This window comes from Bifidobacterium sp. ESL0704, assembly GCF_029392075.1.
Taxonomy (GTDB): Bacteria; Actinomycetota; Actinomycetes; order Actinomycetales; family Bifidobacteriaceae; genus Bifidobacterium.
In genome coordinates this window covers 336,590-353,022 of the sequence record NZ_CP113929.1, presented here as the reverse complement: position 1 = coordinate 353,022, position 16,433 = coordinate 336,590, and the positions used below count along the sequence as shown (strand labels likewise).

Below are 16,433 nucleotides of genomic sequence, written 5' to 3'. Positions count from 1 at the left end.
AATGGAGGTCCAATTGACTGTTATCGGGCAACTTGGTGCACCAAGATACCTGAAAATCGGCAATATTCACAATTCACGACACCCTCAGCGTCTGGTTTCGCACACCCAAACCGCGTTCTACGTACGTTCGCAAAAGATTTACGTTTTATTCTTCGTTTACCGCGCAATTCACCGCGTGTCGTAGTACATGACCGGTAAAGTATCGAGCCTGAAAGCAGAGAAAAAGGTTATTTTTTATCAGCCTAAATCATCGATCGACTCGCGCGAGCACAACACACGAGCCGTTCATAGCCCAACCGGTTTCTCCGCTGCCACCAACCGCAAGACTTCCCAACGCATTTTGAAAGGAATTCCTAAAGCCATGCGCTTTATACCCGTCTCTGGCCTCAAAGACGCCTCCCACCGCCTATTTGGAGGCTATGCCGAACTATTGCGCATGCCGCACACCGCACGCTTCGCCATCGGTTCGGTCATCGCGTGCATGCCTTTCCCGATGGTCGGCATGACCATCACCATTTCTGTACAGCATTATTACGGCAACTACACGCTCGCCGGAGCACTGAGCGCCGTCCAGGCCATCGCGTTGGCAATTATGAGCCCCGTACTCGGTAAGCTGGTCGACAAGTTCGGGCAGCGTCAGGTTTCCATTCCCACCATCATCGTCTGGATTGTGGCAGCGACGGCGATGGTTTCGTGCATCACCGCTCGCGTACCCTCTTGGATACTGTTCGTCATCGTGCCGTTCATGTCGGCCATACCACCGTGGGGCGCAATGTCGCGCAAGCGTTGGACGACACTGCTGCACGGAGACCGCGTGCGCACCGACCGGGCGCTATCACTTTCCGGCGTCTTCGACGAGGCGATGTGGGTCATCGGCAATCCTCTGGCCTCGACCCTGGCCGTGATTTCCGGTGTGCTCGCTTTCTCCGTGACCGGCATGTGCGTCATCGTCGGCGCGCTGATGTTCCTGACAGAACTTTCCACGGAACCGCCATCGCAGACCGATCTCGCCCGCAAAGCCGGCATCTCACGAAAGGAATACCGTCGGCGTGAGGCGCTGAAAGCCGCCAAGTTGCGTGGACGTGCGGAAGCCGCGGAGGAGAAAGCCGGCCTGCTGAAATCCGGACAATCTATCTGGGGGCCGGGCCTCATCGCGATGTGCGTCACCTGGTTCGGCATCGGCGCCTTCCAGTCGGCCGCCGGCATCTCCATCGTCGCCATGGCCACCGAGCAGAACATGCGCCAATGGGTGGGCTTCGTCTCCGCCTGCTTCTCATTCTCCTCGATGATCGGCGCGATCTTCTACGGTGCGAAGAACTGGACAATTCCGCTGTGGAAACGCTTCTACTTCTGCCTGATTGTGGTGGACCTCGGGACCTGCCTGTTCATGTTCGCGGGCAAACTATGGATCATCATGGTCATCTATTTGATCATCGGCGTGTGCCAGTCGCCCACGTGGATCAACGGCAACCAGCTCATGCTCCACTTGGTGCCGCCCACCCGCTTCACCGAAGGTATGGCGTGGACTGGCGCGATGAACTCCATCGGCGGCTCGGCTGGTTCGGCCATCGCAGGCATCTTCATCGATCACATGGGCTCGCACGGCGGATTCCTGGTCGTCGGCGTGTTGGCCATCGCCTCGCTGCTGCTCTCCTTCACTGGTTTCCGCCAGATCAAGCAGAGCACCGAAACGCCGATGCTCACCGAGATAAATGTTTGATTGATGCTTGACGAATAGCTAATAGACATGTAGCGGATATCGGCGTATTTTTTTCGAATCCGTAGAAACCACTACTAAGAATCAGTGACTCGTCATTGTGCGAAGTCTTGCGTGACATGCGTTTTTTTCGGCACAAACCCAGTCAACGAATATCGACAATCTAGCCGCGTTACATGCAAATACACGCCTAATGACTCTCATTCGTTGTCTGCTGCCACATTTATCTAGAAAAATCTCCCGTTTCCCCCATGTTGGTGCCACCAAGATAGGCTTAATCGCAAGATATGAGAACCATTCTCACTATTTTGGCCATCTTGGTGGCACCAAGACCATTAAAAATCGAAGATTGTTGGTTCAATCTTCAATTTTTGGGTATCTTGGTGGCACCAACATCGCGAATTCAGGAGATTTCAGAGGATTGTTAATGCCTGCAATGAAAAAATCATATGGAAACGGAAATAAAAATCACTGCCAACCCTTGGGGGTATGAGCGATGGACCACTCGCCCAGCTTTTGGGCGAAAGTCTTGCGCCGAGCCGCAGAAGCTGAAGCGTTACTGGCTGAAGCGGGCACTGCCGCGGATGCAGAAGCCGCCGAAGCGTTCATCGTAGCCCGCGAATCGACCGATTCGGCTTGATTCGCGGCTTGATCGTTCTGCCCGGAATGATCGTCAAGCAGCCACTTACGAATGACAAAGTTCCAGATGGCGACCACCACGGTGGCGACGATCTTGCCGATGTTGGAACGCAGGATATACATGCCGTGCTGAGCGACGATGGCATTGGCAGGCATCCCGAGCGTGCTCATCCAGATAATCCATTCGTTGATTCCCAGACCGATGACGGACGAGACTAGGAAAATCAGCGCTTCCATCCAGCGGGCCATATCGTCGCGGTGTTTGAAGACGTACTTCATGCTGGCCCAGTAGTTGAACACCAATGAAATCAGGAACGAAATGGTGCTCGCCACCACGTTGTTGACGTGCGCGACGATCAGGATGTTCATGATACCTTCGTCGATGACGAAAGCGATGACGCCGACCAAACCGAATTTCACCAGTTGTTCAATAAGCTTTTTCACAAGCAACCATTTAACTACCTACGCCTGCCAAACACCGGCGAGAATGTATAATTACCACTGATTCATCGCATGGAAGACATATTCACTATGACAAGGTGACGGCAGGATCCGCACCCTAATGTCACTACTTCAGGAATATTCCCAAACTATGAACAGTAACAACGGCCAAGTGTCACTTTCCCGAGAATAATCCCAAACCATGAACAGTAAGAACAAGCAAACGTCAATTGCCCGAGAATAATCCAAGAATAGTGACAATAAGAACGGCAAAACGTCAATTATCTGAGAATATTCCCAAACCATGAACAGTAAGAACGGCCAAACGTCATTATTCTAAGAATATTGCGCAAATGATGACGCCAAGCAACGATTCAGCGAATCGAGCGATGGCTCAATCCAGGAAACGCACGCCGGCACCCGGCCGATGGACCGCAATCTCGCAGCCGGGCAGACGGTTGCGCAGCTCGTCAGCGACACGTTCAGCGTCGCGGCCGTCGGCAAGCACCTTGACGTTCGGACCGGCATCCATCGTCGACCATGCGCCCAAGCCGTCATCAGCGCGAATCGAGGCAACAGCCTTCAGCGCGGCGACAGTCTGCGGCAACCAATAGAACACGGCGGGCCGGCTTGCCATCATCGCCGCGTGCATACCAAGCGCGTTGGCTTCAGTGATCTCGCCCAAACGCTGCACATCGCCCGAACGAATCGCCGCCAGCGCGTCATCCATATCCGTGCCACATGAATCGATCCACGCGTCGTAAAGCGGCGAGGTGGCGATGGTGCGCCGCATGGCCTCACGGCTGGAAATCGGCTTCTTGGCACTGGTTATCAGCACGACGATAATGGCCAGATCCATATCACCGGCATCAACCGGTTCGGCATACGAGCTTTCGTCATCGTGTCCCGCATTCCATTTCACCAATCCGCCGAAAACCGAACGACAGGCCGATCCCGAACCGCGGCGGGCCAAGCGGGACAGGTCGCGCGGGCTCAGCTCAAGCCCGGCAGCCTTCGAAGCTGCCGCTGCGAGCGCCGCAAACGCCGACGCCGAGCTGGCCAACCCGGCTCCGAACGGGACGGTATTTGACGAAGTCACGCAAGCGGGCAATGCAATACCGGCTTTGTCGCGCACGATATCAAGGAATTTCGAGACACGGGCCAGCGATGAGCCTTGCTGCGTTTTGCCATCGATGGTCAAGGAATCGTAGAATTGCGAACCATCAGGAACCACGGAACCGGCATTCGAAGCCGATGCTCTCTCTGAGGACAATCCTGAGCATACGAATTGAGAGGATACCGTATCAGGAACTTGCGAAGCATCATCCCGTAAAGTCGACGATCCGGACTTTGCGGAAAGCCGTGACGCCGATTCCGGTTCCACAAACTCGACCGTAGTCCGCGTGGACAGGCCCTCAAGGGTCAGCGAAAGACTCGAGGCACGGGGAATAATCAGACGTTCGTCGGCCTTACCCCAATATTTGATCAGCGCGATATTGGCGTTGGCGACGGCAGTGGCCTTTTTCGACGCGGCTTGACTCACCGGCACTTGCCTATGCGAAACGGAACGCTCCGACTCCTGCTCCTGCAGTTCCCGCGTTTTCGCCATATCCGTTACACCGATCTTCACAATCTCAAAGTCTATCCCGCCGCAGCCAATCAAGGTATACAAATGCGGCACTATCTACCAAACCCGCAGAATTCGCGTCGTCTGCGGCGAACAGGACACAGAGCCTTCCACTGACTTCTGCCTAATCCGTCTGCCACATCGTGAACACCGCAAGCGCGTTGCACGAAATCCAAGCCCATCAGAACATCACCTGCACATTCCAAAAATGTGATTTTCTCTGCATGACCGTCGGAAATACAACGGAAATCGCAGAAACCGACTCTAAAACGTGATCTTCTCTGCATGCCCGCCGAAGAAATCACAGAAACCGACCCAAAAACGTGATTTTCTCTGCATGATGGCAAAAAGTACACCGATAATCACAAAAAATCGTCGCAAAGTGTGATTTTCTTCGTATTGATGAGATTCCGACGTAATTACAAATGTCTTTGCTTACCGAGCCAAGATCGGAATATCGTTGCCGTCCGCCTCTTGGCAGAAACTTCTGCACCACCCGCAACTAGGCAAGCGATACGACAGCGGGCCGTGCAGTTGACTCGGCATCTGCCTCATCATCCGCCTGCGCGGCCGCCAGCGAATGAATCCAAACCTCGTGAGCGCCTTCATGCAGCAATGTCCGCTTGACGTTCTTGGCACTTTGCTCGTCAGCGGCCAAAGCGATCAGGCAACCGCCGAGACCTCCGCCGGTCATTTTCGCGCCGCTGGCCCCAGCCGTGCGGGCCGCGTCGACCAGGTGATTGACCAGAGGATGGCTGACGTTGAGCTCATTGAGCAATCCGTGCGCACGGTTCATGCGCTCGCCGAGCATCGCCACCGTCCCCAGTTCGAGGTCGGTTTCCGAAGCGCGGGCCAGCTCGCCGAGTTCGTCCATGACGGACTTGATATGCGCATGATCCCGCTCGTCCTCTTGATGAACGTTGCCCACGGCCTCACGCGTACTCCCGGCGATACCTGAATCCGCAATCACCAGGTAAGCCGGCATGTCGACGTGCATTTTCTCGATATCCCCGGATTCGAAGGCGACCAGATCACGCGAGCAGGTCGTCGCGGCGTCGAGCCCGGACGGGTTGCCGTGCGTGATGATTTCAGCCTCGTTGGTCAGCTTCAGAATCTGCTGCTCGCTCGTCTTGACATCGCAGGCGTCAAGGATCGCGCGAATCACAGCTCCAGCGCTGGCGGCCGAAGAACCCATGCCACGGCCTGCAGGGAACGAACTATCGGTGACCACATCGAAAGCGAGACCAGGATAACCGGCGAATTCCGTAGCGACCTTGACCGCACGTTCAAGACCTCCGAAACGGCTTCCGGCATCAGAAAGCGAACCCTGATAATTCAAGGCTTTGAGGGTGCCACAAGGCTTTTGCGAATCGGAATCAAAATCGGAACCAGAATCCAAAGACACAGATGCACAATGACGAAAATCGCTGATGACCGTGCGCGAAGACCGCGAGCCTGCGGCATAGCGATTCGGAGTTTTCAAAGTATCGTAATCTGAGGCAGTGTGATTTGAGGCAGCGTAATCCGCGGCACTAAAAGTCTCAGCATTGTTTTGCATCGACGCCACCGGCGTGACCCAGGCCCGCATCTTCAGCGAAAGCAGCGGCGCGGCAACAGCCGGATAGCCGTACACCACGGAATGCTCGCCCATGAGAATGACCTTCGCCCAGGTCTCGCCATACCCCATGTGCACCATCTTGAGCCATCACCTTTCACGCGTCTACAACGGCGATCAATACCTCAACACCCTTGCGACCATACATCGCCATTCCCAGCTCGAAACCGACTTTGCGATTAAGACCGACACAGCATGCTTCGATATTGCTTGCCAACATCTATCGTGGCTTCTCACGTCACCGGTATCGGCATTGATTGCCTACCGGTTTCCGAGTCTAGAAATCGATTTGTGAACTGTGCGCGAACGAACGTGAAGATAATGAGAAGGCGATATTGGTTTGTGTGAACTTTCATTTGGCGCATTCACCTTTTCTTCACCGTCTCGTCTGCCTCAACATTCGCCACCACTCTCTACACTTATGGATATGACCAATACCGCGGAGCCACTCGTTTCCATCATCGTCCCCGTTTACAACGCAGCCGATTACCTGCACTATTGCATGGATTCGATTGTGGGGCAGAGCTATCGGAACCTCGAAATCATCCTTATCGATGACGGTTCAACGGACAAGTCGGCGGAACTATGCGATCAATACGCGGCCGCCGACCAACGGGTCAAGGTGATTCACCAAGTCAACGGGGGTATCGGCAGGGCCCAGAACGCCGGACTTGACGCGGCCCACGGCGAATACATCGCATTCTCAGACAACGACGACATCCTCGACCGGCGCAACATCGAGCTGCTGCTGCACGCCCTCGTCTCGACGGACGCGGACATGAGCAAGGCACGTTGGCGTCAATTCGGCGTCTCGCAGCTCAGCGAAGTCGCAGCCGTTGCGCAGCAAGGCGCGCCGAATCCCCAAAAGACAACGGTTTTCTCTCATCCACTCCACGCTTATCAGACGGTATTCTGCAAATCACTGCGCATCCTCGGCGACGCGCTCGGCCGCAAAACCGAAACGAAATATTTCAACGAAGCCAACTGGTGCCGTCTTTACCGCCGCGAACTCTGGGATGGTATCCGTTTCCCCGAAGGCGTCTACGCCCAGGACACCGCCACCGCGTGCAAGCTCTATGCGCGAATGGGCACTGTCGCCGACATTGACGTCAATCTCTACAATTGGCTGCAACGACCGGATTCGGTGACCCACAACATGCGCAGCGCCTCGTTCTATCACGACCATGTCGCCGCATCGCTCAAAAACATGGACATCTGCCGCGAAAACGGTGTGCTTCCCGCCCGCAGCTACTACACGCTGGTAAGCAACAACAAGTACGAGCAGCAGGCCGCGAAACTGGAGTCTCGCGAAGGCAAAGAGAACAAAGAGATCAAAAACGTCACGCCAGAATCACAAAACGATATCTCGCGGACTCTTGAGACCGCCAACAACGACAATCGACAGACTGCCAAAGCATTGGGTAATCTCAGCTTGGCCCAACGCGCTGAATGCGCCACCCTCCGCCTGATCCGCCTGGCCGAAAAATTCGTCTACGACCGCGAAATCAAGAATATGAAGTGATGCGCACGATATTCTTGACTCCAGTTCAGCCAAAGGATATCTCCACGCAATTGCAATATCATTTGGCTGATATGTTCTGCATCTTCAATGAATCGACAAATCCGCATGTGAAGCAGAAAGCGGGAACGCCTTTCGCATTAGATAGATATCAGTGAACACACTCAAAGATTCACGCAGCAGAAATATGTCAGATTGACTCAGCTGTTTTTCCTATTTCGTTTTGACTTTCATCCCGCGAATCTTACGCTTGCCGGCACGCCAGCCGCGCAGCATCGCGCCGATTTTCTTGCCTTTGTTACGTTCGAACAGCAAAACGATAAGCATGTCTTGGGCAATGCGCGCGAGCGAGCGAGGCCAGGAATATACCCCGAGTTTTTTGTCGATATACAGCTGGTTGCGTTCGATATAATACCAGCGGAACGGCGCGTGATTCCACGCGATCGGATGCTTGAAGCCGAGGTTGATCGTCCGGCTTTCGCCGATCTGATGCGGCATGAGCACCGCCTTGCATTCGACAATCGGATATCCCGCAGCCACCAGCCGACGCGAGAAATCGAAATCCACCCCGTCGATAAACAGCCAATCGTCAAACCCGCCGATCGCCCGCCATGCAGAAACGCTGGTCAAACTGCCGGACGTGATGCATTCGCTTTCGTTTCGTTTGCTGTGAAAAACGGTGCCGTCCCTGCGGTTGACGAGCAACGGGCAGACAATGCCGACCCTAGCCGAACCTTTGAAACCATTCGCCCGCTTAGATCCGTCGCCGCTATTCCCGGAAGCCGAGACACCACCGGAATCATTCAACAATCCGAGATTGGCAGCCGCTGCATCGTCCCGGTCCTTCAAGCAACGCCGGTACCCGTCGATCATGCCGTCGGGAATCTCGGAATCATCGTCCAGCGTGAGCACCCAATCAAAACCGGCCTTTTGCGCCCATTCGAAAATACGGTTCAGCGCCGTCGCAACGCCAAGATTCTTGCCGTTACGCAGCAAGATGACTTGCGGATAGTCCTCCACGAAACTCGCGATGTCGCCCACGTTGCCCGACCCGTTGTCGACGACAACCAGCGCCTCGACCTGCTTCAGCAACGCAGGCACGCTGGCCCGCAAATCGTCCAGAGCGGGGTTAAACGTCACCATTCCCGCCGCTATACGCATTGCCCAACCGCCTTTCGCACTCGTCCACACCAAGGAATCGATCTTTCAAACTCAGATTTCAACGATTACCGATACGCCGATACCGTATTGACAAAATAGCACACCATACGGCCCCTTTTATAGAGGCCAGAACCGCAATTCATGCCATATCCGTTTCGGGACCCGAGCAATGCCCCATTAAAGACAATATATTCGTATTGACCACCACGGCACCGTTCTTATGACTACACTACTATTGTAGAAGAAATCACCGAAAGGGTTAGTCGACATGCAACACTCTGACAGCAAGGGGACGGCGCGACGCAACGCCGCAGGAACGACCGGCAACGCCAAAAAGACGCTTACGATTCTCGTGCCCTGCTTTAACGAGGAAGAATCGCTTCCGACCCTTTTCAAACGAACCGAAGCCCTTATCACCAATCCCGATAAGCCGGTTTCGTACACTCTTCTCTTTGTCGATGACGGGTCAAGCGACGGAACCCGAAAACTCATCAAAGAATACGCGTCCACCCACCGATACGTCGAATACATTTTCCTTTCCCGCAATTTCGGTAAGGAAAAAGCGATGTTCGCAGGTATCATGAACGTCCACACCGACGGACTTGTGATCATCGACGCCGACCTGCAGGACCCCCCGGAGCTGATTCCCGAAATGGTGGATCTATGGCGGCAGGGATACGAGGACGTCTACGCACGCCGCAGAAGCAGAAAGGGCGAAAGCTGGCTGAAGAAAGCCACCAGCCACCTTTATTATCAAATCCTGCAAAAAGTTTCCCGTGTAACCATTCAGAAAGATACCGGCGATTTTCGCCTGCTGGACCGCAAGTGCATCCATGCGCTGCAGCAGCTTGACGAATCCGAACGCAATTCCAAGGCGCTGTTCAGCTGGATCGGGTTCAAGAAAATAGAATTCCTTTACGACCGCGACGAACGCAAGCAGGGCAAGACGAAATGGAACTATTTCCAGCTCGTGCATTTGGCTATGGACGGGATTACCAGTTTCACAACGGCCCCTCTGAAAATCGCGACATGGTGCGGCTGCATCACCTCGCTTCTCGCCATCATCTATGCGATTGTCGTATTCATACGCACGCTTTCGACCGGCATAGACGTCCCGGGTTACGCCTCAACCCTTATCGTCGTACTCATATTGGGCGGCATCCAACTGCTGAGCTTGGGTATTATCGGGGAATATCTGGGAAGAATATTCACCCAGACGAAAAACCGCCCGAACTATCTGATCGAAGAGGAACTCATCCGTCCCGACGACAAGACGGACGAACGGGAACAATAGCGGAAACGCCTTGCAACCGGTGAATTTTCATCTCGCGCGGCAGCAACGTTTTCCATTGAAAACCACAGCACCGAAGCCAGCCCGGCTCGGATCGGCCGGGCTAGGTCTTACAAGCACGCTTTCCCCATCCCGGACGAAGCACCACCAACGTTAGGCAAACCGTTCTATCGGTATCCAACAAAACAGATAGTATCGTTTTCGCTGACTGATATCATGAACGCTATGAAGAATGCCACACCGAACGTGATTCCTCCTCGTCCGCACACAGAGGACGAGCCGGACCATGTAACGTCTGCCATTCACCACTTTCCCGCACATAAAAAGAGCAGCGTCCCCGTGGAGCGCACTCCAAAATTTCACCTCCCCGATGCGGCGAAACGGCTATGGGACAAACGCATCAAATTCCATCCGATCGTCTACATACTGGTTTTCATCGCCATCACCATATTCACGACCCTCATGCTTGAGTGGAGCGTACTTGTCGAGCCTAAAGTACCGAATCAGGACCAAACGCTCGCAGGCTATCAAAGCGTCAAAGGCCAGCTGACGTTCTTTGTGACAAAAATGTGGCTGTTCGGCAAATACCAGTTCATCCTCAACATTCTGGTTCTCGGGCTCGCCTACCTTGTTCTGATCCTGCTGATCAACAGGTTCTGGATCGCGAGCGCGATATTCACGGTCACCGCACTCGTATTCAGCGTCGCAAACAAAATCAAGGTCCCCCTACGCAATGAATCCGTCGTCCCCTCGGATCTACATTTTATCGCGGGCGGCACCGGCGGAAAACTGCTTTCTTTTGTTCCAGAAAATCAAAAGCCGCTGGTGGTCAAAGGGGTCTTATGGCTCGTACTGCTCATTGCCGTATGCGTGCTTGTGCAGTTTGCAGACAAGCGAAAAGGAATTATCGAAACTTCGTGGAGGCACCCTACTGCCTCGAAGAACGTCATCAGGCATAATCTGGCTCGCCTCGTCTCCGTTCTGATTTCATTGTGCCTGCTGCTCGGTTTTTCCTTCGGCCTCGGCACCGAAGGCTCACTGCCGCAACGGTTCGCGCACCGCCTGTCGGATTTCCCTGTTCCCAGCGGCGAGATAACCGATGCGTACACTAATGGGCCAGCCATCACCTTCCTGCGTTTACTGCACACGAAAGTCATGGAGCGACCCCGCGGTTACAGCAAGGCGACCATGACCGATCTGGTGAAGAGATACAGCGATCAGGCCCAGCAAATCAATACACAACGCTCTCAAAACCTTACCGACAACACCGTCATCATGGTCCTTTCGGAGTCGTTCTCGGATCCGTTACGTGTTCCCGGAATTTCGTATAGCGAAGATCCGATGCCCAATATCCGCCAACTGGAAAGCACGACCACTTCCGGCCTGATGCTTTCCGCAGGTTACGGCGGAGGAACCGCCAATATGGAGTACCAGGCGTTCACCGGTTTGAGTATGGCGAATTTCGATCCCTCATTCTCGAGCGCTTACCAGCAGCTGGTTCCCAGACAACGCTGGACCCCAAGCCTCAATCAGCTCTGGAACCAAGCCCACGGGCCGAAGAGTTCCATAGCCTTGCATGGCTATTCGGGAGAAATGTACTTCAGAAACACCATTTATCCGAAGAAATACAAGTTCTCGAAATTCTATGCCGCCGACGGACCGAACACGCTCAAAGACGTCAAAGCCATAGACAGCGCCCCATACGCTTCCGACGAATCGTTATACGATGAGACCCTGAAAAGAATCAGTCCTGATTCCCAACAGTTCCTGCAAGTGGTCACCATCCAGAACCATTCCCCGTATAGCAATTGGTATGCAGACAACCAATTCGCCAACGAGAACACCAGCACCGCCAATCTTGATCAGGACGAAAAAAGCTCCATCGATACCTACGTCAAAGGTGTCGACTACACCGATTCGGCAACGCAGAGCTTCTTGGATTCCCTCAATGCAATCGACAAACCCATCACCGTGTTGTGGTATGGAGACCACCTGCCCGGCATCTATGACACGGCCTATGCCGACCCCGCAAACACGCTGGCCCTGCATCAGACGGACTATTTCATCTGGTCGAACGCCGCTTCCGCGAGCGCCAACACCAAACTGCCGGACACCGACGCCAAAATCACTTCCCCGAACTATTTCCCGGCCCAACTCGCCGAGCACTTGAATGCGAAAGTCAGCCCCTATCTGGCATTCCTGACGCTGATGCACCAGAGCATCGCGGCGACCGGCCCGGCAGCATCAGGAGGAAATAACGACGACCAACCTGTCTATCTGGATGCAAACGGGGCGGTGATGGCTCCTGATTCGCTCAATGCATCCTCGGCGAAACTGCTCCACGACTATCAACTGATACAGTACGATATGACTGCCGGAAAGGGGTATCTGAAAGATACCGATTTCCTTAAAGACTGATTATTCGGGTCGAAGCTCCCATAAGTCGCCATCAGTCCCCGCCTGAACTCCCTGAGTCCGGAGGAAGAGGAAACGTTCGGGTTGCCTCAGAAATTGACGATGATATAGCCTTCCTCTTTCGCAACGCTGCCTTTGGCGGGCCAGAGCGGCAAATGCTCGGCCTTGGCATCAGCGTTTTCGATCTGTTTCGCTGTCGGAAAGCTGTATTGGAAACCTTGCGCACCCATGAACTGGTCCTTCACCCAAGTACCGTGCTGGGTTGAAAACGTGATGTCGAAAAGCGAACGCCCGACAAGATCAATCTGATCTGTACTGAAACAATCCTTATTACAAGAGGAAGCGTGACTTCCTTCAAAGACCACAGGCTCACGAGGTATCTCCCCATCGCCCAATTCGCCGATTCTGTCCGCTATCGAACGAGACAACAGAACATCCTGATCGTAGACCACCGACTCGGTATAAAAGATACGGTTGGTGATAAACCCTTGGTTCAATCCCACAACCAAAACCAATAAGCAAGCGAACACGCTGCCGACTTTCACCCTTAGACCACACAACTCGTCACCAATAAAGAGCATCACAAATGCAAATGCCAATGGGTATGAGATTTCAGTTCTCACTAAAGCTCCGGACCCCAGAATCACTGTCATTAGCATCGGAGATAAATAAACCAAAAACGCAATAATCAGATAGAACGGGCTCACTTTCCTGCACAAAGCAAGCACCAGTACATAAGCGACAAACACCGCGGCCAAAATCGCGAATAACAACGAATAGTAAATCCCCTGGCCTTTGTACATCTGCGCAAAATGTTGCTCAATGGCATTCATTATCGTGCGCAACGAATCGGTGCCCCATCTGGATTGATCCGATATGTAAGCGTTGGCATTGACACCCATCGCTTTCATCACGATTTTATTGACGCCGAAATACATTACGTACGCCAACAGGCACACCACTGCGGAAACCCCGATAAACACCCATGGCTTACGGCCCATGTTCTTCTGGTGACGGCATTGGAACAGAACCATCATGGCGACCGCAGGTACGAACATGGTGATCATAGCGGCATAGGCAGAGAACGCGAAAGCCGCGAAGAATATGGAAAGAGCGCAACGCCACCACGATTTTTTACGCATACCGTTGACCAGGAACATCAGGGAAACGGCAACAAGCATCATGGAGATGTCGATTTCGGGACCCTGCAGCAGAAAACCTAGCTGCTCCGCCATAACCGGCGAGGCCACGAAAGGAATCATGAAAAATGCCGGATGAAACGTCTGCTTGTCCGCGCTGACCCCATAAAAAAGATAGGCCCAGACCACAGCAGCCACGCCCAAGAGAACCACCATAAGGAACGAAGCCAGAGCATTGTTGTACCAACTAACGCCGATCAACCGCTTCATCCAGACCAAGCCGAAGCGTTCAAGCTTGAACCACGATTCGTACAGGTAATCAGATCTTTGAATCATGGATTGGGTATCGATCGAGAACCTGTTGGTGAAGAGCTTCTGACCGAATGCAAGCAAAAGGAACAGCATAGAGATAAGAGTCTCACCAGGGAAACGCCTAAGAAACACGAGAAAATCGGATATCCCGTATTCTTGAGCACTCCCGGCCTCAAATGACTGTGCATTTTGCCAGCGATGGGAAACACGCCCGTCAACGTCATCGGCATCCTCTGTATCCTGCGAAACGCCTTGGCCAGCAATCATTCCTGCACGCACCTGTGTCCTCCCCCGCAACAGTAGCAATCAAAGTATGCCATCAGTCTATCTGCCCACTAGCCGACATTCAAACCTCAGTGAGATGAATCATCATTGCCGATATCGTGTCTATTTTCGGTTTCCTCACGTGGCAAGGCAGATTCGCGCAATGGAGCCCGGCGACGAGATGGAAATAAACGCGTCCTATACCTTGATACACTACCGGCACATGCAGCGTCCATCTACGATGTACTTGCCTGGCCGCTATAAACGAACGATTAACGATGCTCATATCGTTTTCTTTAGGTTACGTGTAAAGTAGTAGAGCCATTATCATTATTGAAATATTTTTAGGAAGAACCAGTGCCTTATGTTATTGTCGGAATCTAACGTCAATCGCCTCGGAATTTTCTTCTTCTACGACGCAGACGGAATCGTGGATGACTACGTGCTCACCCTACTCGATGGATTCAAGCCGTTCTTCTCCGAATTCACTATTGTGGTCAACGGCAAGCTCACCAATGAGAGTCGTGTGAAACTGCTGAAATTCGTAGACAGCACCAAGCTCATCGTACGTGCCAACAAAGGCTTCGATGCCTGGGCCTACAAAACCGCGATGGATTCCTACGGCTGGGACAAACTCGCGAAATTCGACGAAATCTGCCTCTTCAACGCCACAATCATGGGCCCGGTCTACCCGTTCTCGGAAATGTTCGAGGCCATGGACCGGCGCGACCTTGATTTCTGGGGCATCACCAAATTCCATAAAGTGGATGGCGATCCTTTCGGCAGAAGCCCATATGGCTATCTCCCTGAACATATCCAATCGCATTTCCATGCGTACCGCAAGAGCCTGCACACCAGCAAGGCATTCCGCGATTATTGGGACAATCTGCCGGAAATCAAAAGCTATTTCGATTCCGTGGGCCTGCATGAATCACTGTTCACCAAACGTTTCGCGGACAAAGGCTTCAAATGGGATGTTTACGTCAATACCGACGACCTTGAAGGCTTCTCATACGGCCCCATCACTTTCGCGGCGAAGCAGTTAGTGGAAGAGAAACGTTGCCCGATTTTCAAGAGGCGTTCATTCTTCCATGATTACAGTGACACCATGGATCAATCTGTAGGTAACGCCGCCTTTGACCTCTTCGAATATCTGCGTGATCATACCGATTATGACACCGATCTCATCTGGCAAAATGCATTGCGCACTATGAATCTTGCGGATTTGATGAAAAACCTGCACCTCGATTTCGTGTTGCCTCAAAATCAAGGTACCCAACTTCCGGCAGATAAAAAAATCGCACTGATCATGCATCTTTATTACATGGATTTGCTCGACCAGACCATGCAGTATGCGCGTTCGATGCCCGAAGGAAGCGACCTCATTCTCACTGTCGGCAGCGAAAAGAACGCAAAAATCGTTCGAGATTACTGCGCTGAAAACAATCTGCCCTATAACGTCGATGTCCGAGTTATCAAAAATCGCGGACGAGATGTGAGCGCTTTCCTCATCGGCGGCGGGAAAGACCTCTTCAAATACGACTACGTCTGCTTCATGCACGACAAGAAGGTCACGCAGCTCTCCCCGCAATCCATTGGTGACGGGTTCCGCTACAAATGCTTCGAAAACATGCTGCCGACAAAAGAATACGTAGAAAACGTCATCAAACTTTTTGAGGATAACCCGCGACTGGGCATCGCCATGCCTACTCCCCCAAACCATGCCGATTATTTCCCCAACTACACCCATACCTGGGGGCCTAATTTCAAAGGAACCAAGCAATTCCTTCAGAATTCATTGCATATTCACGTCCCACTCGATTCGAAAAAAGAAGCCGTCGCGCCCTTGGGCACCATGTTCTGGTTCCGCCCAGAAGCAATGCGAGGCCTGCTCGATCTCAACTGGAAATATACTGATTTCCCACCTGAACCAAACAAAATCGACAAGACCCTCTTGCATTTCATCGAACGTTCATATTGTTACGTACCACAGTCGAACGGTTATTTCCCCGCATATATCTTCTCCGACAGGTTTGCCCGGATAGAAATCACCAATCTGTCGTTCGAGCTGCGTCAAATAACTAGGGCGATCACGGATCCGTGGATAGGTGAGACTCTTGAAAAGACGACAAAAAACATCTATGTCGGGAAACGTTTCCGTTTTGCCTTGCTTCGTGTCATCAAAAATCTCATCAGACGAACTCCGATCATCGGCGATGCGCTCGTAAAGATACGCAAAAGGCAAGTCAACAAATAGAACAGTTCATTTCTCATCAGCCAACAGATGAGCACA

General features: G+C 52.9%; 11 protein-coding genes. 6 read left to right on the top strand and 5 right to left on the bottom strand.

Translation table 11 applies throughout. The features are described 5' to 3' along the window. Positions 1 to 361: 361 nt before the first annotated feature. A complete protein-coding gene (locus OZX64_RS01165; protein ID WP_277173223.1) occupies positions 362 to 1,720 on the top strand; it encodes an MFS transporter in 1,359 nt (452 codons plus the stop codon). Between the two features lie 190 nt (positions 1,721 to 1,910). After that, positions 1,911 to 2,210, top strand: a complete 300-nt coding sequence (locus OZX64_RS01160; RefSeq protein WP_277173221.1) for a hypothetical protein — start codon at positions 1,911 to 1,913, stop codon at positions 2,208 to 2,210. Here OZX64_RS01160 and OZX64_RS01155 read toward each other — a convergent pair. From OZX64_RS01155 to mvk, 3 genes are all read right to left on the bottom strand, one after another. Then, a complete protein-coding gene (locus OZX64_RS01155; RefSeq protein ID WP_277173219.1) occupies positions 2,186 to 2,800 on the bottom strand; it encodes a GtrA family protein in 615 nt (204 codons plus the stop codon). The two genes, OZX64_RS01160 and OZX64_RS01155, sit on opposite strands and share 25 nt — an antisense overlap. Before the next feature lie 391 nt (positions 2,801 to 3,191). Continuing rightward, on the bottom strand, positions 3,192 to 4,427 hold the full coding sequence (gene mvaD / locus OZX64_RS01150; protein WP_277173217.1) for a diphosphomevalonate decarboxylase: 1,236 nt from the start codon (positions 4,425 to 4,427) through the stop codon (positions 3,192 to 3,194). A 499-nt stretch (positions 4,428 to 4,926) separates the two neighbouring features. After that, a complete protein-coding gene (gene mvk, locus OZX64_RS01145) occupies positions 4,927 to 6,120 on the bottom strand; it encodes a mevalonate kinase (RefSeq protein WP_277173216.1) in 1,194 nt (397 codons plus the stop codon). Between the two features lie 346 nt (positions 6,121 to 6,466). Here mvk and OZX64_RS01140 point away from each other — a divergent pair, with 346 nt between their 5' ends. Beyond that, positions 6,467 to 7,561, top strand: coding sequence for a glycosyltransferase (locus OZX64_RS01140; protein WP_277173214.1), 1,095 nt, complete (start codon positions 6,467 to 6,469; stop codon positions 7,559 to 7,561). A 210-nt stretch (positions 7,562 to 7,771) separates the two neighbouring features. Here the strand turns inward: OZX64_RS01140 and OZX64_RS01135 are convergent, their stop codons facing one another. Continuing rightward, positions 7,772 to 8,701 carry a glycosyltransferase family 2 protein gene (locus tag OZX64_RS01135; RefSeq protein WP_348519412.1) on the bottom strand — a complete coding sequence of 310 codons (930 nt, stop codon included), beginning with the start codon at positions 8,699 to 8,701 and terminating at the stop codon, positions 7,772 to 7,774. A 286-nt stretch (positions 8,702 to 8,987) separates the two neighbouring features. On the opposite strand from OZX64_RS01135, the gene OZX64_RS01130 reads away from it, so the two are divergent. Further along, positions 8,988 to 10,013 (top strand): glycosyltransferase family 2 protein, encoded by a 1,026-nt coding sequence (locus OZX64_RS01130; protein ID WP_277173210.1) that lies wholly within the window; start codon positions 8,988 to 8,990, stop codon positions 10,011 to 10,013. A gap of 222 nt (positions 10,014 to 10,235) precedes the next feature. Further along, complete coding sequence (locus OZX64_RS01125; protein WP_277173208.1) at positions 10,236 to 12,428, top strand: LTA synthase family protein; 2,193 nt, start codon at positions 10,236 to 10,238, stop codon at positions 12,426 to 12,428. Positions 12,429 to 12,514: 86 nt separating this feature from the next. On the opposite strand, the gene OZX64_RS01120 is transcribed toward OZX64_RS01125, so the two are convergent. After that, complete coding sequence (locus OZX64_RS01120) at positions 12,515 to 14,155, bottom strand: glucosyltransferase domain-containing protein (protein ID WP_277173206.1); 1,641 nt, start codon at positions 14,153 to 14,155, stop codon at positions 12,515 to 12,517. A gap of 349 nt (positions 14,156 to 14,504) precedes the next feature. On the opposite strand from OZX64_RS01120, the gene OZX64_RS01115 reads away from it, so the two are divergent. Further along, entirely contained in the window at positions 14,505 to 16,397 is a 1,893-nt protein-coding gene (locus tag OZX64_RS01115) for a rhamnan synthesis F family protein (protein WP_277173205.1), read from the top strand. Positions 16,398 to 16,433: the final 36 nt, after the last annotated feature.